The following is a 23,502-nucleotide window of genomic DNA, read 5'->3' as shown; positions in this document are numbered from 1 at the left end:
TGGGATCGGGCTCCCCGGAGTCTCGCGCACCGCCACGTTCGCGGTACGACAGGCCCCGCACCTCAAACAGTACGCTTGTCCTGCTAAGAGGTCGAGGTGGCCCCCGACTCCACCGAAGTGGTGGAAGTTGCCCCCGTTACGGGTGTGGCGTCGGGTGCATCTGCGCTGGAAGTGTCACAGTGCCATCGCTCGTGGAGATCACTCGCAACACGGTCACTCGCGCGATGGATGGAGGTCGGTCTCGTGCGGCTCGTGCGGAGTCGACGCGTGCTCGTACTGGCCCTGCTCGCCGCGGTCCTGGGCCTCGCGGTGCCGGGTGGGACGGGCACCGCGTTCGCCCAGGAACCGGCGCCGCCGCCCAACCCGAGCGACGACGACCTGCGGCACAGCCGCCAGGACGTGGATGCGCGCGCCGGGGACGTGGCCCGCCTGACGGCCACGCTCGCCGAGCTGGACAGCAAGGTGGACGACCTGCAGGCGGCGCTCGCGGCGCAGCGCGAGACCGCCGAGGCGGCGCTCGTGGACCTGCAGTCCGCGCAGGACGCCGCCGCGACCGCGGGGAAGCGGGCCGAGGCGGCCCGCATCGAGACGCATGCGGCCACCGTCGCGATCGACCAGGCGCGGACCCGGCTCGACGAGATCGTGTCCACCACGTACCTGCAGGGCATCGACGCCGGCCCGCTGGGGCTGCTCACCGAGGCCACGAGCCCCGACGACCTGCTCGCCCGGGCCGAGTACACCGACATCGTCGCGCGCAACCAGCTGCAGGCGCAGGAAGGCCTGGAGCGCGCGCGGGTCGACAAGGCCAACGCCGACTCCACCGCCCGGGCGGCGCTCGAGGAGGCGAAGAGGGCCGAGGCCGCCGCCGAGGCGGCCAAGGCGAAGGCCGACGACGCGGTCGCCGCCGCCCAGGCCGCCGCCCGCGCCCAGGCCGAGAAGCTGGCAGCGGTGGCGGCCCAGCGGGCGGGCGTGCAGCGGCAGCTCGACGCCGCGGAGTCGGCCGATGCGGGCCTGCGCGCGCAGCGCCAGCGGTTCGACGACTGGCAGCGCCGGATGGCCGAGGAGCGTGCGGCGCGGCAGCGGGCCGAGCGCGATGCCGCCGCCGCGCGGGTGGCCTCGGCCGGCCGGTCGGCGACCGTGCGGGGGAGCGCGGGGGTGCGGCGCGTCATCGACCGGGCGATGTCGCAGATCGGCGTGCAGTACGTGTGGGGCGGCGGGAACGGCGGCGGCCCGAGCACGGGCATCCCGGATGCCTTCGGATCGTCGTTGAGCCGCGTGGGCTTCGACTGCTCCGGGCTGATGCAGTACGCGTTCAGCGGGGCCGGGGTCTCGCTGCCGCGCGTGAGCCGCAACCAGTTCCACGCGGGCGAGCAGGTGCCCGTCTCCGACGTCCGCCCGGGCGACATGGTCTTCTACAAGAACCCGGGCGCCCCGATCCACCACGTCGCGATGTACGTCGGCGACGGCAAGATGATCGAGGCCCCGTACACGGGCGGGAACGTGCGCGTGACCGACATGCGGACGAAGGGCCTGATGCCCGAGGCGGCGCGGGTGCTCTGAGCGCCCGCCGCTCCGTCGGAGGTTCGGTGCCCCGACGCCGACCCTTCCGATGTCAACGAATCATTGACGCCTACAGCTCGTCCACCTTTCGTTGACCATCCGCCGCTCACGCGGCGATGGTCGACGACGGCGGAAGCCCCGGTTCACCGGCGTCTCACGGGCCGCACTGTGGGATGGGGGACGTGAGTGTGCAGGAGTCCGTCCCGAGCCCGGCGAACGAAGGGGAGCGCCTCGAGCGCGTCGTCTTCGAGATCAAGCGCGTGATCGTCGGTCAGGACCGGTTGGTCGAGCGGATGCTCGTCGGCCTCCTGGCCCGCGGCCACCTCCTCCTGGAGGGTGTGCCCGGCGTCGCGAAGACCCTCGCGGTCGAGACGGTGGCGAAGGTGGTGGGCGGCACCTTCACGCGCCTGCAGTTCACCCCGGACCTGGTGCCCGCCGACATCCTCGGCACCCGCATCTACCGGCAGGGGCGGGAGGAGTTCGACGTCGAGCTCGGGCCCGTCGTCGCCAACTTCGTGCTCGCCGACGAGATCAACCGCGCGCCGGCGAAGGTGCAGTCGGCGATGCTCGAGGTGATGGCCGAGCGGCACCTGTCGATCGGCGGCCGCACGTACCCGATGCCGGATCCGTTCCTCGTGCTCGCCACGCAGAACCCCATCGAGAACGAGGGTGTGTACCCCCTGCCGGAGGCCCAGCGCGACCGGTTCCTCTTCAAGATCATCGTTGAGTACCCGGGGGTGGAGGAGGAGCGGGAGATCGTCTACCGGATGGGTGCGGAGCCGCCCGTCGCGCAGCAGGTGATCGACCCCACCGAGCTCACCCGGCTGCAGAAGGTGTCCACCCGGGTGTTCGTGCACCACGCGCTCGTCGACTACGTGGTGCGCCTCGTGGTCGCCACCCGCACGCCGGCGGAGCACGGGCTCTCCGACATCGCCGGCTGGGTGTCCTACGGCGCCTCGCCGCGCGCCACCCTGGGCATCGTGGCCTCCGCCCGTGCGCTCGCGCTGGTCCGCGGCCGCGACTACGTGCTGCCGCAGGACGTGCTCGACGTGGCGCCCGACGTGCTGCGGCACCGGCTCGTGCTGTCCTACGACGCCGTCGCCGACCAGGTGCCGATGGACCACATCATCTCCCGGGTGCTCGCCACGGTGCCGCTGCCGCAGGTCAGCGCGCGGCCGCAGGGCGGGCCCACGCCGTTCCCGGCGGGCAGCTCGGCGTGAGCCATCCCGACGTCCGCGAGAACAGCCCTCCGGAGGGGGGTGGCACGGACGGCGGCGCGGAAGGGGGCACGGGCGGCGTGCCCACGCCGGGGCGCCGTCGCGTGCCGACCACACCGCCGTCGTTCCGCGACGGCCAGATGGAGGCGGCGCTGCGCACGCTGGAGCTCACCGTGCGCGGTCGGCTGGACGGGCTGCTGCAGGGCAACCACCTCGGCCTCGTGCCCGGGCCGGGCAGCGAGCCCGGCGAGTCGCGGCTTTACGTGCCGGGCGACGACGTGCGGCACATGGACTGGGCCGTCACCGCGCGCACCACCGCGCCCCACGTGCGCGAGACGATGGCCGATCGGGAGCTGGAGACCTGGGTCGTCATGGACCTGTCGGCCAGCCTCGACTTCGGCACCGCCACGTGCGAGAAGCGCGACCTCGCGATCGCGGCGCTGGCCGCCGTCACCCACCTCACCCGCGGCGGGGGCAACCGGATCGGTGTGCTGGTCGCCACCGGGGAGAAGCTCGTGCGGATCCCGGCGCGCGGCGGGCTGGCCCACGCCCAGGGCATGCTGCGGCGCGTCGCGAGCACCCCGCGCCCGACCGAGGGCACCCGGGGGGATCTCGCCGCGGCGATCGAGCAGCTGCGCCGCCCGCCGCGCCGCCGCGGCCTCGCGGTCGTGATCTCCGACTTCCTCGGCGAGCCGGAATGGGAGCGCGCGCTGCGGGCGCTGTCGGCCCGCCACGAGCTGCTCGCCGTCGAGGTGCTCGACCCGCGCGAGCTCGAGCTCCCCGACGTCGGCACCGTCGTGCTGGCCGACCCGGAGAGCGGCAAGCAGCGCGAGGTGACGATCACCCCGCTGCTCGCGCGCGAGTTCTCCGCGGCCGCGGCCGAGCACCGCGAGCAGGTGGCCGCCTCGTTGCGCCGGTGCGGGGCGGCGCACCTCACGCTGCGTACGGACTCGGACTGGATCGCCGAGGTCGTACGGTTCGTCCTCGCCCGCAAGCGCGCCTGGTCCGGAGGGCGGTAGATGTTCTCGCACCCGTGGTGGCTGCTGCTGCTCGTCATCGTGGCGGCGCTGGTGGCCGGCTACGTGCTGTTGCTGCGCAGACGCCGCCGCGACACGATCCGCTTCACCAACCTGGAGCTGCTCGACCGGGTCGCCCCGAAGCGCCAGGGCTGGTACCGGCACCTCCCGGCGGCGGCGCTGATCGTCGCGCTGAGCGTGCTCACCATCGCCCTGGCCGGGCCGCAGGCGGAGGCGCGGGTGCCGCGCAACCGGGCCACGGTCGTCCTCGTGGTGGACGTGTCGCTGTCGATGCAGGCCACGGACGTCGAGCCGAACCGGCTGGCCGCCGCGCAGGTGGCGGCGAAGGCGTTCGCCGACCAGCTCACGCCCGGCATCAACCTCGGTCTCGTCTCGTTCGCCGGCACGGCGGCGGTGCTCGTGTCGCCCACCGTGGACCGGGGGCCGATCAAGCGGGCGGTCGACGGGCTGAAGCTGTCCGAGTCCACCGCCACCGGCGAGGCGATCTTCGCGTCGATCCAGTCGGTGGAGACCTTCTCGCAGGCGATCGCCGGTGCCAACGCGGACGGGCCGCCGCCGGCCCGGATCGTGCTGATGAGCGACGGCAAGCAGACCGTGCCCGGCGGCGTCATGCCGGAGGAGGAGCCGCGCGGCGCGTTCACCGCGGCGCGCGCGGCCGCGGAGGCCGGGATCCCGGTGTCCACGATCTCGTTCGGCACCGACTACGGCACGATCGAGATCAACCCGGGGGAGCGCACGCCCGTGGCCGTCGACGACGCGTCGATGCGCCAGATCGCCGACCTCTCCGGCGGCCAGTTCTTCACGGCCGCGAGCGAGGGCGAGCTGAGGCAGGTGTACGCCGATCTGTCCGACCAGATCGGCTACGAGGTCCGGCGCGTCGACGTCAGCAGGCCCTGGCTGGCCGGGGGAGCGTTGCTCCTCGTGGTGGGCCTCGGAGCGGGGATCGCCCTGGGCCGCAGACTGCCGTGACGGCGAGTGCGATGGAACGTGCACGGCGCGTCCGTGGTTGACTACGCCAGGTCGTTCGGCTTCCGTGCTCGTGCCTTCGCGCACGCCGCAGGATCTGACTCGAGGCCACGGAACCGGCATCACGAGGATGCCGGCCCGTCGCCGTCGAGCCCGGCCGGGCCCCGCAAGCAGCGGGCCCAAACAACCTGCGAGGAGCAGAGCAGTGGCACAGGGAACTGTGAAGTGGTTCAACGGCGAGAAGGGTTTCGGCTTCATCGCCACGGACGGCGGCGGCGCTGACGTCTTCGTGCACTACTCCGAGATCAACGCAGGTGGCTTCCGCAGCCTCGAGGAGGGCCAGCGCGTGGAGTTCGAGGTGGGCCAGGGCGCGAAGGGCCCGCAGGCCACCGGCGTGCGCGTCATCTGAGTCGACCTGCTCGCACCGGAGCCCGCCTCCCTACGGAGGCGGGCTCCGGTCGTTCCGGGGGGACACCAGGTGGAGCTGGCGGCGCAGCCCGCCGATCACCACGTCGAGGCCCTCCTCGAGCTCCTCGAGCCCGTCGTAGGCGGCCAGCTCGGCGGCGAGCGAGCGGATCCGGGGGAACTGCCGCAGGGGGAGCCGGTGCAGTCCGAGCCGGAGCAGATCGTCGGTCTCGTCGGGGTCGTGCACGCGCTCCTGCAGCTCGTTGAGGACGTGCCCTTGGAGGAAGCCCATGTAGAGCCGGTAGGCGTGCAGGGCGCCGCGCGCGTCGAAGCCCGCCCCGATGAGCAGTTCGAGCAGGTTCTCCAGCGGGCGGAGGATCCCGAGCGGCCGCAGCGCCAGCGGCGTGGCGAGCGGGCGGGTCACCAGCAGCGGCACGACGTGCGGGTGGGCCAGGGCGATGTCCCGGAAGCTGCGCGCCGTGCGGCGCAGCACGTCCTCCCAGCCCGCGCCCTCGGCGGAGGGGATGCACAGGTCGGCGAGGACGAGCTCGACGACGCCGTCGAGCAGCTCCTCCTTGCTCGACGCGAAGCGGTAGAGGCGCATCGGGTCGCGGTCGAGCGCCTTCCCGATGCGACGCATCGACAGCGCGTCCACCCCACCCGCGTCGATCAGACCCAGCGCGGTGGTGAGCACCTCGTGGCGGGTCAGCGCGGGCCGGCGCGTCCTGCGCCGTTGCGTGTCAGCCGTCATCTCACCCCCTCGAGCTGTTGAGGAAACGATCGCTACAGCGTAGCGTCTGCACCGTAGCGCTACGGCGCCGCGTCGAACCCGCCCACGTCCCGGCCGCCTGACCGCGATACCGCTGACAGCAGGGAGACGCGCGTGCAGCTTCCCGAGGAGGTCGTCGAGTCCTTCTCCTCGCTGGACCGCGCCCGGCTCACCAGGATGGACGACGAGGCACGAGTGGAGCAGCTCGACGCCCGGCAGGCGCTGTTGGAGTACCTCGAGGCGCTCTGGCAGGACGTGCAGCGAGCCGGTGAACAGCCCGACGTGGGCGAGAAGTACCGCGCTCTCGCGATCTTCCGGGAGATGGCGCGTTCGCTGACCGCGGTCGCGTTCGACGCGGTCTACGACCGGCAGACGCCATGACCCGCGCTCTGCCCAGGACGGCAGCGGACTCCCAGCCCGTCGTCGACCCGGTCCGCGCCTACCTCCAACGCATCGGCAAGGTCACCCTGTTGACCGCCGCGGACGAGGTCGACCTCGCGAAGCGCATCGAGGTCGGGGTCTACGCCGCGCGTCGGCTCGACCACCCGGACGGCGAGCCGGCGAGCGCGGGCGTCTCGCGCCGGGACCTGCGGTGGCTCGTCCGCGACGGTGACCGGGCCAGGACGCGGCTCGTCGAGGCGAACCTGCGGTTGGTCGCGTCGGTCGCCAAGCGCTACTCGGGCCGCGGCATGGCCTTCCTCGACCTCGTCCAGGAGGGCAACATCGGCCTGATCCGCGCGGTCGAGAAGTTCGACTACGCCAAGGGCTACAAGTTCTCCACCTACGCCACCTGGTGGATCCGCCAGGCGATCAGTCGCGCCATGGCCGACAAGCGACGCACCATCCGCCTCCCGGCGCACGTCGCCGAGTCCGTCACCAGGCTCGAGCGGCAGCGTCGCGTGCTGGTCGTCCAGCTCGGGCGCGAGCCGACCGCAGCCGATCTGGCGGTGGATCTTGGGATCACGGCGGAGCAGGTCGTGGAGATCCAGCGTCTCGGGCGGGAACCGGTGTCCCTCGACGTCACCATCGGGCCCGACGGAAGCGCCTCCATCGGCGACCTGATCGAGGACACCGCCGCGGTCGTCGCCGCGGACGCCGCGATCGCGACCATGCTCCACGTCGAGATCGGAGCCGTCCTGACGACGCTGACCGAGCGGGAGGCCTCCATCGTCCGCCTCCGGTTCGGGTTCATGGGTGGGCGCCCGCACACCCTCGACGAGATCAGCCGGGTCTACGGGGTCTCCCGCGAGCGGATCCGGCAGATCGAGGCCAAGACGATGACGAAGCTGCGCCATCCTTCCCGGGCCCGCAGCCTCCGCGACTACCTGACCTGACCGGCGAGCCGGGGTCGCTCGGCGGGAGGCGGGCCCCATAGGGTGGGCGCGTGGGACGCAGCGTGCTGGTGACCGGAGGCAACCGCGGGATCGGGCTGGCGATCGCGAAGGCGTTCGCGGCGCAGGGGGACCAGGTTGCGGTCACCCACCGCAGCGGCGTCGAGGGGCTGCCCGGGGAGCTGCTGCCGGTGCAGTGCGACGTCACCGACGCCGCCGCCATCGACGCGGCGTTCAAGGAGGTCGAGGAGAAGCACGGGCCCGTGCAGGTCCTCGTCTCGAACGCCGGCATGAACGACGACACGCTGCTCATGCGCATGAGCGAGGACTCCTTCACGCGCGTCATCGACGCCAACCTCACCGCCGCCTACCGCGTGGCGAAGCGCGCCTCGCGCGGCATGCTCAAGGCCAGGAGCGGGCGGATGATCTTCATCTCGAGCGTGGTCGGGCTCAGCGGATCCGCGGGCCAGGTGAACTACGCGGCCTCGAAGGCCGGGCTGGTCGGTCTCGCCCGCTCGGTCGCCCGGGAGCTGGGCTCGCGCGGCATCACCGCCAACGTCGTGGCGCCCGGTTTCGTCGACACCGACATGACCCGCGCCCTTCCGGACGCGCGGCGCGCGGAGATCCTCACGCAGGTGCCGCTCGGCCGGTACGCGAGCACCGAGGAGGTCGCCTCCGCCGTCACCTGGCTCGGCTCGGACGACGCCGGGTACGTCACGGGGGCGGTCATCCCCGTCGACGGCGGCCTCGGCATGGGCCACTGACCCGCTCTCACCGACCTGGAAGGCTCTCCATGGGACTGCTCGACGGCAAACGCCTGCTCATCACCGGTGTGATCACCGACGCCTCGCTCGGCTTCCACGTCGCGAAGGTGGCGCAGGAGCAGGGTGCGCAGGTGGTGCTGACGGGGTTCGGCCGGCTGCGGCTGGTCGAGCGGATCGCGCAGCGGCTGCCGCAGCCCGCGCCCGTCGTCGAGCTGGACGTGGCCGACCAGGAGCAGCTGGACACCCTCGTCGAGCGCGTCTCGCCGCACCTCGGCGACGACCCCGGGCTGGACGGGGTGCTGCACTCGATCGGCTTCGCGCCGGCGTCGTGCCTCGGTGAGGGCGCCTTCATGGGGGCGCCGTGGGAGGACGTCGCGCAGACGATCCAGGTGAGCGCCTACTCCTTCAAGTCGCTGTCCACCGCGCTGCTGCCGCTGCTCGGGCCGGGCAGCTCGATCGTCGGCATGGACTTCGACAACCGGCAGGCCTGGCCGGCGTACGACTGGATGGGCGTGGCCAAGTCGACGCTGGAGTCGGTCACCCGCTACCTCGCCCGCGATCTCGGGCCGAAGGGCATCCGCGTCAACCTCTGCGCCGCGGGCCCGGTGCGCACGATGGCCGCGAAGTCGATCCCCGGCTTCTCCGCGTTCGAGGACGCCTGGGACGGTCGCGCGCCGCTCGGCTGGGACGTCAACGACCCGGAGCCGGTGGCGAAGACGGTCTGCGCGCTGCTCTCGGACTGGATGCCGGCCACCACCGGCTCGATGGTGTGGGCCGACGGCGGCTTCCACGCCGTGGGTGTCTAATGCGACCGTGAGTCAGTTCGACGCCCTGCTGGTGCTGTCGTTCGGCGGCCCGGAGGGCCCTGCCGACGTGCGTCCCTTCCTCGAGAACGTCGTCCGGGGCCGCGGCGTGCCACCCGAGCGGCTCGACGCCGTCGAGGAGCACTACCGGCACTTCGGCGGCGTGAGCCCGCTGAACGCCCGCAACCGGGAGATCATCGCGGCGGTCCGGGAGCGCCTCGAGCTGCCGGTGTACTTCGGCAACCGCAACTGGCACCCGATGGTGGAGGACACGGTCGCGGAGATGGCCCGCGACGGCGTGCGGCGGGCCCTCGTGTTCGCCACCAGCGCGTACGGCGGCTACTCGGCCTGCCGCCAGTACCAGGAGGACATCACCCGCGCGCGCAAGGCGGTGGGGGACAGCGCCCCGGAGCTGGTGAAGATCCGTCACTTCTTCGACCACCCGCTGTTCGTCGCGGCGAACGCCGACGCCGTGCGGGCGGCGCGTGCGACGCTGCCGGCGGCGGTCCGGGACGGGGCGCGGCTGGTGTTCACCGCCCACTCGGTGCCCGTCGCCGCCGACGCCGCGGCGGGTCCACCGGCCGACGGCGGGCACCGGTACTCCCGGCAGGTCGCCGAGGCCGCCCGGCTGGTGGCGGCCGATCTGGGCGCGGCGGAGCACGACGTGGTGTGGCAGTCGCGCTCCGGGCCGCCGCGGGTGCCGTGGCTGGAGCCGGACATCGTCGACCACATCGACGCCCTGCACGCCCGCGGCGTACCCGCGGTGGTGGTGGCGCCGGTCGGGTTCGTCTCCGATCACGTCGAGGTGGTCTGGGACCTCGACACCGAGGCCCGCGGGCGCGCCGACGAACTGGGCATGGGCTTCGCCCGTGCCGCGACGGCCGGGCCGGACCCCCGGTTCGCCGACATGGTCGCCGAGCTCGTGGCCGAGCACCTGCACGACGCCGCCCCGCGCGCGCTCGGCGACGTCCCGGGCGACGGTTGCACCGTGAACGGCGCCCCGTGCGCCGTGGACTGCTGCCGGCCGGTCGGCCGACCACGCTAGGAGGGTCCTGAACCACTCCGGCCGTAGCGACGCCGCGCAGTAGGCCCGAGTTGTTCAGGGCGCTCCTAGCCCCTCAGACCCGGGCCCAGGCGCCGTACATGCAAGGCCCGAGCACCACTCCCTGCGCGGCGTGGACCTCCGCGAGCAGGCGATCGGTCAGCGTGTCCGGGTCGACCTCGGCAGCCGTGGCGATACCGAGGCGTTCCATCAACGGCAGGGCCACGCGTGCGGGGTTCGCCCATCCGAAGGCGGGTGCACGGTCGCCACCGCCGACGGCCGCTTCCATCGTCATCTCCGGGTCCTGGAGCCCCGCCGCGCGGAACGTCGCGAACAGCGCCGGGCCCATCCGCACCTCCGCGCCGAGAGCCGTCAACGTGTCCAGTCCCCAGGACCTGAGCTGTTGCCACAACGGGGTCTCGACGCTGGACCACATGTAGTGCAGATCGGCTTCGTGCGCGCAGACCAGACCACCGGGGCGCACCAGCGCCGCCGCCCGCCGCAACGCGCTCGCCGGGTCGGCCAGGTACGCCAGCACCATGCGCCCGACGACCGCGTCGAACTCGCCGTCGATGCCGGCCAGCGTCTGCACGTCGCCCTCGCGGAACTCGACGTTGTGCACCCCGGCGGCATCCGCCGCGCGCGCCGCGCGCCGGACGGCGTCCGGGTCCCGCTCGACACCGACGACGCTGCCCTCCGGGCCCACGAGCTCGGAGGCGAGGCGGGACACGTTCCCCGCGCCGCTGCCGAGATCGAGAACCCGCATCCCGCGGGACAACCCTGCCGACGCGAGCACCCGTCGGGTCAGCGGATCGAGCACCTCCCCCTGTGCGAGCAGGCGTTCCTCCTCTGCCTCCCGGTCCGCCGTCAAGTACTCCCGTTGCCCCATGCGATCCCCCCGAGCGTCCGATTGATGGAGCACCCTAGTGGTGAACTCTCAGCGAGGCGCGAGGGCTGTGAGGGTGCGTTCCCCGCCCGGATCGCCTGCGGTGGCGGGGACGAGGACCACCTCGTCGAGGCCGGCGGCGGCGTAGGCGTCGAGCCGCTCGCGCACGGTGGCGAGGTCGCCGACCAGGCCGATCCGGTCCGCGGCCTCGGCCGGTATCGCGGCGAGGAGCTCGTCGCGGCTTGCGCCGGCCTGGGCCATCTCCACCGCCCCGCCGAGGCCCGCGGCGACGAACATCTCGCCGTACCCGGCGACCTCGAGGTACCCGACGAGGCTCTGCAGCACCTGCGCGCGGGCCTCCGGGGTCGGGTCGACGGCGGCGGGGATCCACGCCGCCAGCCGCGGCGCCGGGCGGCCCAGGCGCTGCGCCGCCGCGTCGAGCTTCCCGCGGTAGCCCTTGGCCAGCTCGGGGTTGACGAGGTCGAGCACCATGCGGTCGGCGTGCTCCGCGGCGACGGCGATCGCCCGGTCACCGAACGCGGCGAGGGTGATCGGGCCGCCGGGCGGGTCCAGCCGCAGCCGGTACCCGTGGCTGGACACCAGCTCGCCCTCGTAGTCGGCGATCTCCCCGCTGTAGAGGGCCCGCAGGGCCTGCACGCTCTCGGCCATCGTGGTCACCGCGCGGCGCCGGGACCGCCCGTGCATGCGCTCGACCACGCGCAGGCTCGACGTCCCCAGCGCCACCCCGACCGGCCGGCGGACCAGCGCGGCGGTGGACGCGGCGGCGCGGGCGATCGAGGCCGGGTCCCGGACGGACACCGGGATCGGGCCGACCGTGAGGTCGATCTGCCGCGTGGCCAGCCCGGCCGCGGTGGCCAGCGCGAACGCGTCCCAGACGAATCCCTCGCCGACCCAGAGGTCCCGGTAGCCGAGCCGATCGGCCACGACGGCCGTGCGCATCTCCTCGTCGGGCGGGACGTCGGGTCGCGACGCGATGACCACGGTGAGCTCCATGGGAACGCCCAACGTCAGGTGTCCCGCGTGTTGTTCCGCCGGCGGACGACGACGCCCACCCAGGCCGGCCGCCGGGCGTTCACCTCAGAGCGCTCGCACACCAACTACGTACGTCACACACGAACTGCAGTTGGTGCGCGAGCACCAGGCTTCGTGTGTGAGGGGGCCCGGGGGCAACTCAGGGCCGATCGAACTCGCTCCTGCGCACACCGGCCAGGAACTCCGACCAACCGGCCGCTGCGTACCGGTGCGGGGCCGGCGTGCGGTCCTTCGTGTCGCGCACGGCCACCCCGTCGGTCAGGAACGCTCATCGAGCGGACGGCGCCGCACTGGCCCTGCGCCCTCCCTGCTCGCCCACGGAGAGGCGCCCGACTTCACAGACTTCGGCCCAGGTGTGTGAAGTGGCCCTACTGCGGGTCGGGGGCTGCGGCGATCGCTGCGGCCACCAGGTCGGCGGCCGTGCTGGCCCGGGTGCGGCGGCCTCGGTCGTAGTGCTGGGTGGTGGCGATCGTGGCGTGCCCGACGTCGGCCTGGACGTGCTGGATGCGGGCGTCCTGCTCCAGCGCGATCGTGACGTAGGCGTGGCGCAGGGCGTGCGGGTGCACGCGGTCGGCGACGCCGTCGAGGGCGGGGCCGGCATGGGCGGCGATGCGACGCAGCAGGGTGTAGAGGTCGATGCGGGAGCAGCGGCCGCCGTCCCGGGTGGCGATCATCGGTGCGGCGTCGGCGGTGGTGCGGCCGCGGCGGGCGGGGACGGCGGTGCCGGCGAGGCGGTCCCGCTCGGCCAGGTAGGCCGTGAGCGCATCGCGCACGAGGTCGGTGACGTACACCTCGCGGTGCAGTCCCCCCTTGCCCAGCACGCGGAGGACGTCGTCGCCGCCGGTGCGGTAGAGGTCGTCGCGGTCGAGGCCGACGAGCTCGGAGATGCGCAGCCCCGAGGTCAGGAGCGAGACGACGGCCACCGCGCGCAGGGCGTACAGCCGCGCCAGGCGACGGCTGCGCGAGTACGGCAGCCGGGCCGCGGCCATGAGGAGGGCCTTGAGCTGCTCGGCGGTGAGCCGGACGGTCGGCGAGGCGTCCCGGGCGCTGGACGAGAGCCCCAGGCGGGCCCGGTTGAGCGCGGCCGGGTTCGCCGCGACGACACCGCTCTCCGCGAGGTGGCCGTACAGCGCGGACAGCGTGGACAGCATCCGCTGCCGCGTGCGCCGCTGCGCGCCGGCCTCGTCGAGCGCGTGCAGCCATGCCTTGACGTGCCCGGCCGTCGCGGCGCGGGGGTCGAGGGCGCGGCGGGCGCACCAGCGGAACCAGGCGATGTCGTGCAGCGGGCCCGGCGCGGCGGCGGGTGGCCCGGGGCGCGGCGGCGCGTCGGTGGGGTCGACCCACGCGATCGGGACACCCAGCGCGTAGGCGTACGTGCGGCGGGTGCCGGCGTTGGCGTACTGGGAGAGCCAGTCGAGCAGCTGGGCCCGCAGGACCTCCGGGTCGGCGACGCCGGGCCAGTCCGACTCGTCGCCGGGCACGGCGGGCGGCCGGGAGCGGTCGAGCGACTCCAGGACAGCGAGGGCGTCCTGGGTCATGTCACTCCTCCTGCGTCACCGGCCGTGCAGGCCGACGATACGCGTGGTGATCAAGGTCGTCCGGCGGTGCCCTACGGCCTGGCCGACGCGGTGATCGGCGGTCCGGCCGGAGCCCCGGAGTCCGGCACCCCGGCGTAGTCGGGCAGCTCGACGCCGTTGATCGCGCCCTCGACCAGCTCCATGAGCGCCTCCATGTCGGGCTCCGGGCCCGGCTCCGCGCCCGGAGCCGGGGCCTCGCGGCTCTGTACGTGCATCCGGCCGATCTCCTGGTTGGCCTCGACGAACGGGCGCATCCGCGCCTCGTAGCCCGCGAACCCGGCCTCCGGGTCCCACCCGGCGGCGGCCAGCTCCCCGGCCAGCAGGTAGGCGCCGACCAGAGCCAGCCCGGTGCCACCCCCGGACATCGGAGACGAGCAGAACGCGGCGTCCCCGAGCAGCCCCACCCGTCCCCTCGACCAGCGGTCCATCACGACCTGGGCGACCTGGTCGAGGTAGAAGTCCGGGGTGTCGTCCAGGTGCGCGAGGATGCGCGGGGTCAGCCAGCCGAAGCCGGCCATCCGCTCGCGCAGCAGGCGCTTCTGGGCCGCGACGTCGCGGTGGTCGACGTCGAAGTCGGCCGAGGGGAAGGAGAACATGGCCATCGCCCGGGTGGCGTCCTGGATCGGCCGCAGGCCGGCGGAACGGCCAGACGCCGGGTCCTGGTAGTCGATCAGCCAGCGGTCCAGCCCGAACTCGTTGGGCACGCTGTGGAAGGCCAGCACCAGCCCGAGATGGCGGACGAACCGCTCGCGCGGCCCGAACACCGTCGCGCGCAGTGCCGAGTGCAGCCCGTCCGCGCCGATCACCAGGTCGAAGCGTCGCCGGGCGCCGCCCGCGAAGGTCACATCGACCCCGTCCGCGTCCTGGGCGAGCTCAGCGATCCGGTCGCCGAAGACGTACTCGACACCGTCGCGGGTGTCGTCGTGGAGCACCCGGGACAGGTCCCCGCGCAGGATCTCGATCTCCGCGATGAACCCGTCGCCGCCGTGGTCGTCCGCGCGGAAGGTCTCCAGCACGTTCCCGTCCACGTCCACCGTGTACGCGCCGGCGGTGTCCGTGCAGGCCGCGCGCACCACCGCGTCCAGCCCCATGCGCCGGATCACCTCCTTGGCCACCCCGCGCGCGTCGACCGCCTGTCCACCGGGACGCAGCCCGGGGGCCCGCTCGACCACGGTCACCTCGGCCCCCCGGCGGTGCAGCCAGTGGGCCAGCGCGGGACCCGCGATGCTCGCCCCCGCCACCAACACCCTGGTACCGCTCACAGCGCCCCCTGCTCGTCAGATTCGTGCCGATGATGTGGAGTCGGGTCCGCCCCCACCCGGACGATCAGACTCGGGCGCGGCCAGGAAATCATCGCTCCTCGGCGCGACTGCGCATCACCCGCGGTCGAGGTCGATCCGGATCGTGAGCATCCGGTTGCCGTCGGCCAGCGCGCGCAGCAGCACGCCGTCGAGCCGGTAGCCGGGCCGGCCGCGGCCGAGGGCACGGTGGCGGGCGCCGGCGTCGTCGTCGGGCAGCGGGTGGGCGGTGCCGGTCCGCCAGCGGCTGCGCAACCCGTCGCGCAACCGAGGCGGCCGCGCCTTGACCCGCACCCGCGGATCGACCCGCAGGTTGCGCACGTACGCGCTCCGCTCGCCCAGCGGCGCGAACAGCCAGAAGGTGTCGCCGTCGAGGCCGTTGGCCACCGGGACCCGCCGGACCCGGCCCGTGCGCCGCCCGACCGTCTCGAGCACGGCGTACGTCGGTGGCTCGAGCCCGCGCGCGATCACGCCCGCCACCAGCGGGTTGATCAGCTTGTTCTGCATCCGGAGGATCCGGGGCCGTTCGCTCTGGTCCGGCACTGCTGCTCCTCGGGTTCGTCGGCGGGACACCCTCCGAGGACGAGACAGGGCCCGCAGGCGTGACAGCTCGGTGGCGCAGGATCAGGACTCGGCGCCGGCGAGCCACCGCCTCGCGGTGCGGATCGGATCGCCGGGGGTGTGGGCGATCGCGGTGGCGAGCAGCAGCCTGGCCTGCCAGGGGCTGAGGCCGCTGGCCATCAGGGCACCGGCGTCGGCGAGGCTGGCGCCGGCGCCGCTGTAGTGGCCGTGGATCGGGCCGGCGGCCACCCGGCTGGCCACGGCGACGGGCACGCCGCGGTGGAGCAGGGCGACCGTGCGTCGGGTCAGCTCCGGGGTGGCGTTGCCGTCGCCGAACGCGGCGACGACGAACCCGTCGGCGCCGGCTCGGATCGCCGCGTCGAGGGCGGTGGTGTCGGCACCGAGGTACTGGGGGATGACCTCGACCCGGGGCAGGTGGGCGGGCGTGGGCAGCGGGGGAGGGGCCGGGGGCGGGCGGTGCTCGACGAGGCCCTCGGATCCGGCGGTCGCGACGGGGTCGGTTCCCGGCACGGCGAAGGCGCGCCGCGCCGTCGTGTGCAGCTTGCGGATCCCGATCGCGGGCCAGATCTGCCCGTCGAAGCCGACGGTGACCCCGGGCCGGCCGCGGCAGGCCCATTCGAGGGCGGTGGTGAGGTTCGCCGGGCCGTCCGTCTCGGGGTGGTCGAGGGGGAGTTGGGCGCCGGTGACGACCACCGGCGTGTCGTGGTGGTGGACCAGGGCGAGCAGGAAGGCGGCCTCCTCCAGGGTGTCCGTGCCGTGGGTGATCACCACGCCGTCGTGGCCCGCCGCGTGGACGTGCACGGCTCGTGCCAGGTCGAGCAGGTCGTCGGTGCTGGTGGCCGAGGAGAGCCTGGCGGCGAGGTCGATCGGTGTGACGACCGCGCCGGCGGGTTGCCGGCTCGCCTCCAGCAGGTCGTTGGCGGTGGCGGCGACGGCCCGTTCCGTGCCACGCGTGCGGGACGCGATCGTGCCGCCCGTGGCGAGCAGGGCGATCCGTGCGCTCATCCCCGGGCGTCTGGGGGCCGGGTCGCGGTGAGGTCCTGCGGCCGGATCGGGACCCGGTGGATGTCGGCGCCGGTGGCGTGGCGGACGGCGGCGGCGACGGCGGCGGGGACCGAGAGCATGGGTGGCTCGCCGACCCCGGTCAGGCCGTAGGGGGAGTCGGGGCGCGGGTGTTCGACGATGTCGAGGTGGTGGGTGCCGACGTCGGCGGCTGTCGGGATGAGGTAGTCGGTGAAGCCGGGGTTGAGGATGCGCCCGTCGCGGACCTGGATCTCCTCCATGACCGCGAGGCCGAGGCCCTGCACGATGCCGCCGTGCATCTGACCGGCCACCCCGAGGGGGTTGACGGCCTTCCCGACGTCCTGGGCGCAGGCGACCTCGACGACCTCGACGGTGCCGAGCTCGGCGTCGACGTCGACGGTGACGCGGTGGGCCGCGAACGCGTAGGCGACGTGGGCGTCGCCCTGCCCGTCCTCGTCGAGCGGTGAGGTCGTCCGGTGGCGGAAGACCGCGGTCTCGTCGATCTCCTCGTCGAGGAGCTCGGCCAGGGGGATCGGGCCGGTCGGGGCGTGCACGACGCCGTCCTGGAGCCGCAGGTCGTCGCCGGCGCCGCCGGCGCGGGCGAGCAGCTCGCCGCGGACCCGGCGGCAGGCCTCCTGGACGGCGCCGCCGGACATCCAGGTCTGCCGCGAGGCCGACGCGGTCCCGGCGTCGCCGACGGTGGTGTCGGTGGGGAGGAACCCGACGTCGGTGACGCCGAGCTCGGTGCGGACGATCTGCTGCTGGACGGTGACCAGCCCCTGGCCGACCTCGCTGGCGGCGGTCTGGACCTGGGCGGCGGGCCGGCCGTCGGGGCCCAGGAACAGGCGCACGCGGGCGGTGCCGTAGTCGTCGACCCCGGCGGACTTGCAGATGTTCTTGATCGAGAGGCCGTAGCCGACGCCGCGGACGGCCGGGGCACCGTCGGTGCGCGGTGGCGCGGGGGGACGGGCGGCGACGCGCTCGAGCAGTTCGGCGACCGGAGCGGGCCCGTGGACGGTCTGCCCGGTGGCCATCGTGGATCCGGTGGTGACGGCGTTGCGCAGGCGCAGCTCGACCGGGTCCATGCCGAGCGCGCGGGCGAGCTCGTCCATCTGCGACTCGTAGGCGAAGCACACCTGGATCGCGCCGAAGCCGCGCATCGCCCCGCACGGGGGGTTGTTGGTGTAGACGACGCGGGAGTCGACGTGGACGGTGGGCACGGCGTAGGGCCCGGCGGCGAAGCACCCGGCGTTGCCGGCCACCGCGGGCGAGGTCGACGCGTAGGCGCCGCCGTCGAGCAGGATGTCGGCCTCGACGGCGAGCAGGCGCCCGTCGCGGGTGGCGGTGTGGGTGTAGCGCATGCGTGCGGGGTGGCGGTGCACGTGCCCGACGAAGGACTCCCGCCGCGGGTAGCTCATGGCCACGGGCCGCCCGGTGCGCAGGGCCAGCAGCGCGGCGTGCGCCTGGACGCTGAGGTCCTCGCGGCCGCCGAAGGCACCGCCGACCCCGGCGAGGGTGAGGCGCAGCTGCGCGGGCGGCAGCCCCAGCGCGTCGGCGAGCTGGTCGCGGTCGATGTGCAGCCACTGGGTGGAGCACCGCAGGTGGATACCGCCGGTTCCGGTGGGCTCGGCCAGGCAGGACTCCGGCCCGAGGAAGGCCTGGTCCTGCATGCCCACGTGGTACTCGCCGCTGACCCGGACGAGGTCCGGGTCGTCGGGAACGGGGCCGCCGTGGCGCAGCCGGAGGTGCCGCACGAGGTTGCCCCCGGGGTGCAGGCTCGCGGTGGCGGGTTCGGCGGCGGTCTCGGCATCGGTGATCGCGTCGAGGACCTCGTAGTCGACGACGACGGCGTCGGCGGCCCGGCGAGCGGTCACGGGGCTGGTCGCGGCGACCACGGCGACGGGTTCCCCGGCGTAGCGGGCCAGCCGGTCGGCCAGCACGGGTTGGTCCCGGCGTTCGAGCCCGAACCGGTTCGTGCCGGCGATGTCGTCCGCGGTGAGGACGGCGAGAACCCCCGGGATCGCCAGCGCGGGTGCGGTGTCGATCCCGCGGATGCGGGCGTGGGGGTGCGGGCTGCGCACGGTGGCGCCGTGCACCATGCCGGGTACGTGCAGGTCGGAGGAGAACTCGAACTCGCCGCGGACCTTGGCCGGCCCGTCGGGGCGGGCGGCGGCACCGCCGACGCCGAGGCCGGGATCGGTGGCGGTGCGCGGGCGTTCCGGGGCCAGGCTCATCCGTCCAGGTCCTTCCGCCGCTGCGCGGCCAGCGCCACCGCGTCGAAGATGCCGTGGTAGCCGGTGCACCGGCACAGGTTGCCCGCGAGCGCCTCGCGGGTCTGCTCGCCGGTGGGGTCGGGGTGGTGGGCGAGCAGGTCGTGCACGGCGACCACCAGGCCCGGGGTGCAGAATCCGCACTGCACGGCGCCGCAGTCGAGGAAGGCCTGCTGGACGGTGTCGAGCTCCCCGTTGTCCGGGCTGAGACCCTCGATGGTGGTGACCGCGTGCCCGTCGACCTGGTGCGCGGGCACCAGGCAGGAACAGGCGGTGCGGCCGTCGAGGGCGACCAGGCACGAGCCGCACTCGCCCTGCTCGCAGGCGTTCTTGGTGCCACGCAACCCGCAGCGTTCCCGCAGCGCGGTCAGCAGGCTCTCGCCGGGCGGCACGTCGTGCAGGGTGGTCTCGGTCCCGTTGACGGTGAACGTCAGCATGTGCGGCTCCAGGCCTGCCGGGCGCAGCGGGTCACCAGCACGGCGGTGACCCGTCGCCGGTGCTCGGCGGTGCCGCGCAGGTCGTCGATCGGGGCGGCGTCGCGGGCGGCGTGGCGGCCCAGCTCCGTCCACCACTCCTCGTCGGGGGCGGTGCGACCGGACCAGTCGAGCTCGCGGGTGCCGAAGGCTTCCGCCGTGCGGGCGCGCCGCGGTGTGGGCGCGACCGAGCCGAGTGCCACCCCGAGGTGGCGCCGATCCGGGTCGATCCGCACGGCGACGGCGGCGACGGAGATGACCATCGCCTGCCGGGTGCCCGTCTTGGCGAACGCCTCACCCCTGGCCGTCGTCGTGCGCACCGCGGTGATCAGCTCGTCGGGGGCGAGGACGGTGCGGCCGGGCCCGAGGAAGAACTCGTCGCTGCGGACCTCCCGGGTCCCGCGGACCGAGGCGAGCTCGATGGACGAGTCGCCGGCGAGCATCGGGAGCAGGGTGTCCCCGGCGGGGGACGCCGTGGCGATGTTGCCGCCCAGCGTCGCGCGGTGGCGGATCGGCGGGGACCCGACCAGGCGCGCCGCGGCGACCAGGCCGGGCAGGTGCGCAGCGAGCTCGTCGACGACCCGCGTGAGCGGCAGCGTCGCCCCGATGCGCACCCGGTCGCCGTTGACCTCCCAGCCGCCGAGTTCGGCGACGTCGCTGAGGTCGATCACCTCGTCGAGCCGGCGCCGGCCCTCGTTGACCGCGACCATCACGTCGGTGCCGCCCGCGACGACCGTGGCGGACGGCCGCTCGGACCGCATGGCCAGCGCATCGGACAGCGACGTCGGCTTGAGGTAGTGCTGGTCCACGGTCGTCCTCACTCCGTCCTCCCGGCCGGGGCGTACCCCGCGGCGGACTCCGGTTCGTCGGCCGCGGCCGCCCCCACGGGCAGTTCGTGCATCCACACCGCGGCCACCGCGGACACGAGCGCCGCGACGCTCATGTAGACCGCGATCGCCGTCCAGCTCCCGGTCGCCGCGAGCAGGCTGGTCGCGATCAGCGGGGCGATCGCGCTGCTGATCACGGTGCCGAGGGTGTAGCCGAGGGACAGGCCGCTGTAGCGCACCGGTGCGGGGAACACCTGCGCGAAGAACGTCGGCATCACCCCGTAGTTGGCGGCGTAGGGGAGGAACAGGAGCACGAACCCGACCAGCATCCAGGCGAACGAGCGGGTCTCGAGCAGCAGGAACCACACGGGGGAGAGCAGCGCCATCGCGACGGCGCCGGAGATGAAGACGGCCTTGCGGCTCACGCGGTCCGACAGCGCGCCGAAGGCGGGGATGGCCACGATGGTCACCACGTTGATCAGCAGCACCAGGGTGAGCATCGTGCTGCGCGACATCCCGAGGGTGCCGGTGCCGTACGTCAGCACGTACACGGTGCCGACGTAGAAGACCACGCCGGCCCCGGCGTAGGACAGCATCATCAGGATCGTCAGCAGCCAGTGGCGGGTGACGACCTCACGCAGCGGGGCCCGTCGGGTCTGACCGCGGGCCGCGGCGCGGGTGAACTCGGGGCTCTCGCTGATCCGGATCCGCACCACGAAGCACGCCACGAGCAGGACGACGCTCAGCCAGAACGGGACCCGCCACCCCCACGAAAGGAACGACTCCTCGGACATGCCCGAGACGCTCAGGAACGCGAGGTTGGCCAGCAACAGCCCCCAGCCGGCGCCGGTGTTGACCAGCGCCCCGAACAGGCCGCGCCGACCGGGGTGGGCGTGCTCGACGCTCATCAGCACGGCGCCGCCGTACTCCCCGCCCAGCGACAGGCCCTGGAACACGCGCAGCAGCACCAGCAGCAGCGGGGCGGCGATCCCGATCGAACCGTGGGAGGGCAGCAGCCCGATCGCCAGCGTCGAGCACCCCATCAGCGCGAGCGTGGCGATCAGGACCGGCTTGCGCCCGAAGCGGTCCCCGAACAGCCCGAAGATCGCCCCGCCGATCGGGCGGGCCATGAAGGCCACGGCGAACGTCGACAACGAGAGCAGGGTGGCGATCCGCGGGTCGTTGTCGGGGAAGAACACCTTCGGGAACACCAGCGCGGCCGCGGTGCCGTAGACGAAGAACTCGTACCACTCGATGGCGGTGCCCAGCAGGCTCGCCGAGACCACCCGGACGGGACGGCCGGGGGCGGGTGACGGGTCGGGTGGCGTCATTGCGGTGCCCTCTCGCTGGTGCCCAGGTAGCGCACGACCGCGTCGTGCACGATGTCGGCCTCGTCCCGCAGCGCGGCAAGAGCGAGGTAGTCGTCGTCGAGCAACCCGCCGGCGTCGGGTACCCCGAACATGACGGTGGGCACGCCGCGCGCGGCCGGCCCGCCCGCGTCGAACGTGCCGCCGTACACGCGGTGGCGGACCTCGCCGAGGCGCGCGCGGATCGCATCGTCCAATGGCGCCAGCACGTGGCGGCGGTCCGCGTCGAGGTGGTGCGGCAGCATCGCCACCCCTTCGGTGACGCTCATCGTGCAGCCGTGCGGGGCGTCCCCGAGCCGCTCGCGCAGGCCGGCGGCCAGCTCGGCGGTGGCATCGGCGGGAGACGTCCCGGGCAGCAGCCGGCGGTCCACGGTGATCCGGGCCCGGGACGGCAGCGTGTGCGGCGCCAGCGGGTCGTAGCTCACCAGGTAGGGCACGACCTGCTCGGCCCCCAGGTCGGGGTGGGTGTGTGCCGCGGCCAGGCGGTCGAGCTGGCGCAGCGCGACGACGACGTCAGCGGTCGCGTCGATCACCCGCCCCGCGGCAGGCGGCGTGGAGGAGTGCGTGGCCCGGCCCTGCAGGTCCACGTGGACGTCCACCCGCCCGCGGTTCCCCACGGTGACGGCGAAGTCGGTGCAGAACAGCTCGACCACGAGGTCGGGCGTCGTCGGCAGGGCCTCGAGGATCGCGGTGGAGCAGCCGTGGCTGGAGCGCCCCTCGTTGTTCACGCACAGCCAGAGCGAGCCGCGGGTGATGCCGCCGGTGGCGCCGAGGCGGCGCAGCAGTTCGAGGAGCACCGCCTGGTGGGCCTTGTTCTGGGTGACACCCTGCCCGAACACGGCGAGGTCGGCGCCGTCCGGGGTCGGCCGGAGGTCTCCCGACCACGGGTCGGCCATCTGGTTGTGGTGCTGGGTCGGGGTGTAGGCCATGAGCATCAGCGCGGGGCCGGGCGCCTCGGCCTGCACGTGCACCGCGAACTGCTCGAGCGGCAGGTCGACCACCCGGGCCCCGGGCACCCGCTCGGCCAGTGCCGCGAAGCGCGGCCGCAGCGCGCGGTGGTAGGCGAGCAGGACCGGGTCGTCGGGCGCGATGAGCGTCTGCGCCCCCATGGGAACGGCCGAGGGCACCCGCGCCAGCGCCCGCAGGTCCTCGACCAGCTCCTGGCCCGCGAGCTCCTGCCCCTTCGGGTCCGCCGCGGCGCTCACGCCGCCACCCTCGGGGCCAGCGCGTGCAGACCGGGGAGGACCTGTTCACCGAACCCGGTGATCAGCTCCGAGGGCAGGGTGTAGTTGCCGACGTGGCGCAGGTAGAACCCGGTGGCGCCGGCGTCGACGGCCTGCCGGGCCCGGTCGAGGATCTCGTCGGCCGTGCCGAACAGGCAGAACGTGCGCGCGAAGCGCACCGCCATCTCGTCGCTGACGTAGCGCGAGGCGTGGGTGATCGCCTCCTCCCAGTCCTCGGCGTGCACCATGTCGGGATAGACGTCGGGCACCGGCGGCGGTGGAGGCAGCTCGATGCCGGCCAGCCGCAGGAAGTCCTGGGCACCGATCGTCGCCATGTGCAGGCAGATCGGCTTGAGCACCCGGGCGTCGCGCTCGATGTCGTCGGTCAAGGCGCAGAACGCCCCGACGGTCACGTCCGGCATCGCGCGCCCCGCAGCCCGGGCGCCCTCGGCCACCGCGCCCACCGTGCGGGCCAGGGTCTCCGGAGACACCCCTGCCAGTGTCAGCACCCCGTCGGCGACCTCGCCGGCCAGCCGCAGGGTCCGCGGCCCGGAGGCCGCGAGGTGCACCGGCACGGATCCGGTCGGGCGGTGCAGGTGCACTCCGCGACCGTTGATCGTGACCGTCTCGCCGTCGAGCAGGCCCCGGATCTCGGCGATGCCCGCCCGCAGCTGCGCCCGGGTGCTGGGCGGGAGCCCGATCGGTTTCACCGAGCTGTCACCCGTGCCCAGCCCCAGCCAGACCCGCCCCGGGGCGAGCTCGGCGACGGTGTTCACCGCCGAGGCGACGACGCTGGGGAAGCGGGTCGCCACGTTCGTCACCGCCGAGGCCAGCGTGATCCGCTCGGTGCGGTCGGCCGCGAGCCCCATCGCCACCCACACGTCGCGCCAGAGCAGCTGGGAGTCCGCGATCCACGCGGTGTCGAACCCGAACCGCTCGCTGCGCGCGACCTCGTCGGCCACGTCGGCGACGGACATCGCCGGTGGGAAGCGGACGCCCACACGCACACGGGAAGTCATGAGCGGGCAC

Annotated in this window: 23 protein-coding genes and 1 pseudogene; 10 read left to right on the top strand and 14 right to left on the bottom strand. The window is 74.0% G+C overall.

Annotated features, from left to right (window positions below; all coding sequences use genetic code 11):
- The first annotated feature begins 228 nt into the window (after positions 1 to 228).
- The 5 genes from ACU436_RS15020 to ACU436_RS15000 all read left to right on the top strand — a co-directional run bounded on the left by ACU436_RS15020 (position 229) and on the right by ACU436_RS15000 (position 5,189).
- The gene (locus tag ACU436_RS15020; protein ID WP_459025591.1) at positions 229 to 1,560 is read left to right on the top strand and encodes a C40 family peptidase; all 1,332 of its coding nucleotides are present in this window, start codon (positions 229 to 231) and stop codon (positions 1,558 to 1,560) included.
- A gap of 182 nt (positions 1,561 to 1,742) precedes the next feature.
- Positions 1,743 to 2,780: an AAA family ATPase gene (locus tag ACU436_RS15015; protein ID WP_459025589.1), complete on the top strand. Its 1,038-nt coding sequence runs from the start codon at positions 1,743 to 1,745 to the stop codon at positions 2,778 to 2,780.
- 137 nt (positions 2,781 to 2,917) lie between these two features.
- Complete coding sequence (locus tag ACU436_RS15010; RefSeq protein WP_459025721.1) at positions 2,918 to 3,796, top strand: DUF58 domain-containing protein; 879 nt, start codon at positions 2,918 to 2,920, stop codon at positions 3,794 to 3,796.
- Positions 3,797 to 4,783: a VWA domain-containing protein gene (locus ACU436_RS15005; protein WP_459025587.1), complete on the top strand. Its 987-nt coding sequence runs from the start codon at positions 3,797 to 3,799 to the stop codon at positions 4,781 to 4,783.
- Positions 4,784 to 4,985: 202 nt separating this feature from the next.
- Positions 4,986 to 5,189 carry a cold-shock protein gene (locus tag ACU436_RS15000; protein WP_142101412.1) on the top strand — a complete coding sequence of 68 codons (204 nt, stop codon included), beginning with the start codon at positions 4,986 to 4,988 and terminating at the stop codon, positions 5,187 to 5,189.
- Positions 5,190 to 5,219: 30 nt separating this feature from the next.
- Here ACU436_RS15000 and ACU436_RS14995 read toward each other — a convergent pair whose 3' ends face one another.
- Positions 5,220 to 5,936: a TetR/AcrR family transcriptional regulator C-terminal domain-containing protein gene (locus tag ACU436_RS14995; protein ID WP_459025585.1), complete on the bottom strand. Its 717-nt coding sequence runs from the start codon at positions 5,934 to 5,936 to the stop codon at positions 5,220 to 5,222.
- A gap of 132 nt (positions 5,937 to 6,068) precedes the next feature.
- Here ACU436_RS14995 and ACU436_RS14990 point away from each other — a divergent pair, with 132 nt between their 5' ends.
- From ACU436_RS14990 to ACU436_RS14970, 5 genes and pseudogenes are all read left to right on the top strand, one after another.
- A complete protein-coding gene (locus ACU436_RS14990) occupies positions 6,069 to 6,335 on the top strand; it encodes a hypothetical protein (RefSeq protein ID WP_459025583.1) in 267 nt (88 codons plus the stop codon).
- A gap of 14 nt (positions 6,336 to 6,349) precedes the next feature.
- Positions 6,350 to 7,288, top strand: a pseudogene (locus ACU436_RS14985) (RNA polymerase sigma factor); the annotation flags it as partial.
- Between the two features lie 50 nt (positions 7,289 to 7,338).
- Complete coding sequence (gene fabG, locus ACU436_RS14980) at positions 7,339 to 8,049, top strand: 3-oxoacyl-ACP reductase FabG (RefSeq protein ID WP_459025582.1); 711 nt, start codon at positions 7,339 to 7,341, stop codon at positions 8,047 to 8,049.
- Positions 8,050 to 8,078: 29 nt separating this feature from the next.
- Positions 8,079 to 8,855, top strand: a complete 777-nt coding sequence (gene fabI / locus ACU436_RS14975; protein WP_459025580.1) for an enoyl-ACP reductase FabI — start codon at positions 8,079 to 8,081, stop codon at positions 8,853 to 8,855.
- A gap of 7 nt (positions 8,856 to 8,862) precedes the next feature.
- Complete coding sequence (locus tag ACU436_RS14970; RefSeq protein WP_459025578.1) at positions 8,863 to 9,897, top strand: ferrochelatase; 1,035 nt, start codon at positions 8,863 to 8,865, stop codon at positions 9,895 to 9,897.
- A gap of 73 nt (positions 9,898 to 9,970) precedes the next feature.
- Here ACU436_RS14970 and ACU436_RS14965 read toward each other — a convergent pair whose 3' ends face one another.
- From ACU436_RS14965 to ACU436_RS14905, 13 genes are all read right to left on the bottom strand, one after another.
- Positions 9,971 to 10,783: a methyltransferase domain-containing protein gene (locus tag ACU436_RS14965; RefSeq protein WP_459025576.1), complete on the bottom strand. Its 813-nt coding sequence runs from the start codon at positions 10,781 to 10,783 to the stop codon at positions 9,971 to 9,973.
- A 48-nt stretch (positions 10,784 to 10,831) separates the two neighbouring features.
- A complete protein-coding gene (locus ACU436_RS14960; RefSeq protein ID WP_459025575.1) occupies positions 10,832 to 11,794 on the bottom strand; it encodes an LLM class F420-dependent oxidoreductase in 963 nt (320 codons plus the stop codon).
- 178 nt (positions 11,795 to 11,972) lie between these two features.
- A complete protein-coding gene (locus tag ACU436_RS14955) occupies positions 11,973 to 12,083 on the bottom strand; it encodes a DUF397 domain-containing protein (protein ID WP_459025574.1) in 111 nt (36 codons plus the stop codon).
- 118 nt (positions 12,084 to 12,201) lie between these two features.
- Positions 12,202 to 13,371, bottom strand: a complete 1,170-nt coding sequence (locus tag ACU436_RS14950; RefSeq protein WP_459025572.1) for a tyrosine-type recombinase/integrase — start codon at positions 13,369 to 13,371, stop codon at positions 12,202 to 12,204.
- Positions 13,372 to 13,442: 71 nt separating this feature from the next.
- On the bottom strand, positions 13,443 to 14,672 hold the full coding sequence (locus tag ACU436_RS14945) for an FAD-dependent monooxygenase (protein ID WP_459025570.1): 1,230 nt from the start codon (positions 14,670 to 14,672) through the stop codon (positions 13,443 to 13,445).
- Positions 14,673 to 14,786: 114 nt separating this feature from the next.
- Positions 14,787 to 15,251: a nitroreductase/quinone reductase family protein gene (locus ACU436_RS14940; RefSeq protein WP_459025569.1), complete on the bottom strand. Its 465-nt coding sequence runs from the start codon at positions 15,249 to 15,251 to the stop codon at positions 14,787 to 14,789.
- An 81-nt stretch (positions 15,252 to 15,332) separates the two neighbouring features.
- Entirely contained in the window at positions 15,333 to 16,295 is a 963-nt protein-coding gene (locus tag ACU436_RS14935; RefSeq protein WP_459025567.1) for an asparaginase, read from the bottom strand.
- Positions 16,292 to 18,547 carry a xanthine dehydrogenase family protein molybdopterin-binding subunit gene (locus ACU436_RS14930; RefSeq protein WP_459025565.1) on the bottom strand — a complete coding sequence of 752 codons (2,256 nt, stop codon included), beginning with the start codon at positions 18,545 to 18,547 and terminating at the stop codon, positions 16,292 to 16,294. Before ACU436_RS14930 ends, ACU436_RS14935 begins: the two co-directional genes overlap by 4 nt.
- Positions 18,544 to 19,020: a (2Fe-2S)-binding protein gene (locus tag ACU436_RS14925; RefSeq protein ID WP_459025563.1), complete on the bottom strand. Its 477-nt coding sequence runs from the start codon at positions 19,018 to 19,020 to the stop codon at positions 18,544 to 18,546. Before ACU436_RS14925 ends, ACU436_RS14930 begins: the two co-directional genes overlap by 4 nt.
- Positions 19,014 to 19,877 (bottom strand): FAD binding domain-containing protein, encoded by an 864-nt coding sequence (locus tag ACU436_RS14920; RefSeq protein WP_459025561.1) that lies wholly within the window; start codon positions 19,875 to 19,877, stop codon positions 19,014 to 19,016. Before ACU436_RS14920 ends, ACU436_RS14925 begins: the two co-directional genes overlap by 7 nt.
- Complete coding sequence (locus ACU436_RS14915) at positions 19,874 to 21,214, bottom strand: MFS transporter (RefSeq protein WP_459025559.1); 1,341 nt, start codon at positions 21,212 to 21,214, stop codon at positions 19,874 to 19,876. Before ACU436_RS14915 ends, ACU436_RS14920 begins: the two co-directional genes overlap by 4 nt.
- Positions 21,211 to 22,455: a peptidase dimerization domain-containing protein gene (locus ACU436_RS14910; RefSeq protein WP_459025558.1), complete on the bottom strand. Its 1,245-nt coding sequence runs from the start codon at positions 22,453 to 22,455 to the stop codon at positions 21,211 to 21,213. Before ACU436_RS14910 ends, ACU436_RS14915 begins: the two co-directional genes overlap by 4 nt.
- Entirely contained in the window at positions 22,452 to 23,492 is a 1,041-nt protein-coding gene (locus ACU436_RS14905) for an LLM class flavin-dependent oxidoreductase (protein WP_459025557.1), read from the bottom strand. Before ACU436_RS14905 ends, ACU436_RS14910 begins: the two co-directional genes overlap by 4 nt.
- Between the last annotated feature and the right edge of the window lie 10 nt (positions 23,493 to 23,502).

This window comes from Pseudonocardia wallangbongensis (assembly GCF_054486945.1).
This window is presented reverse-complemented; position numbering and strand designations above follow the sequence as displayed.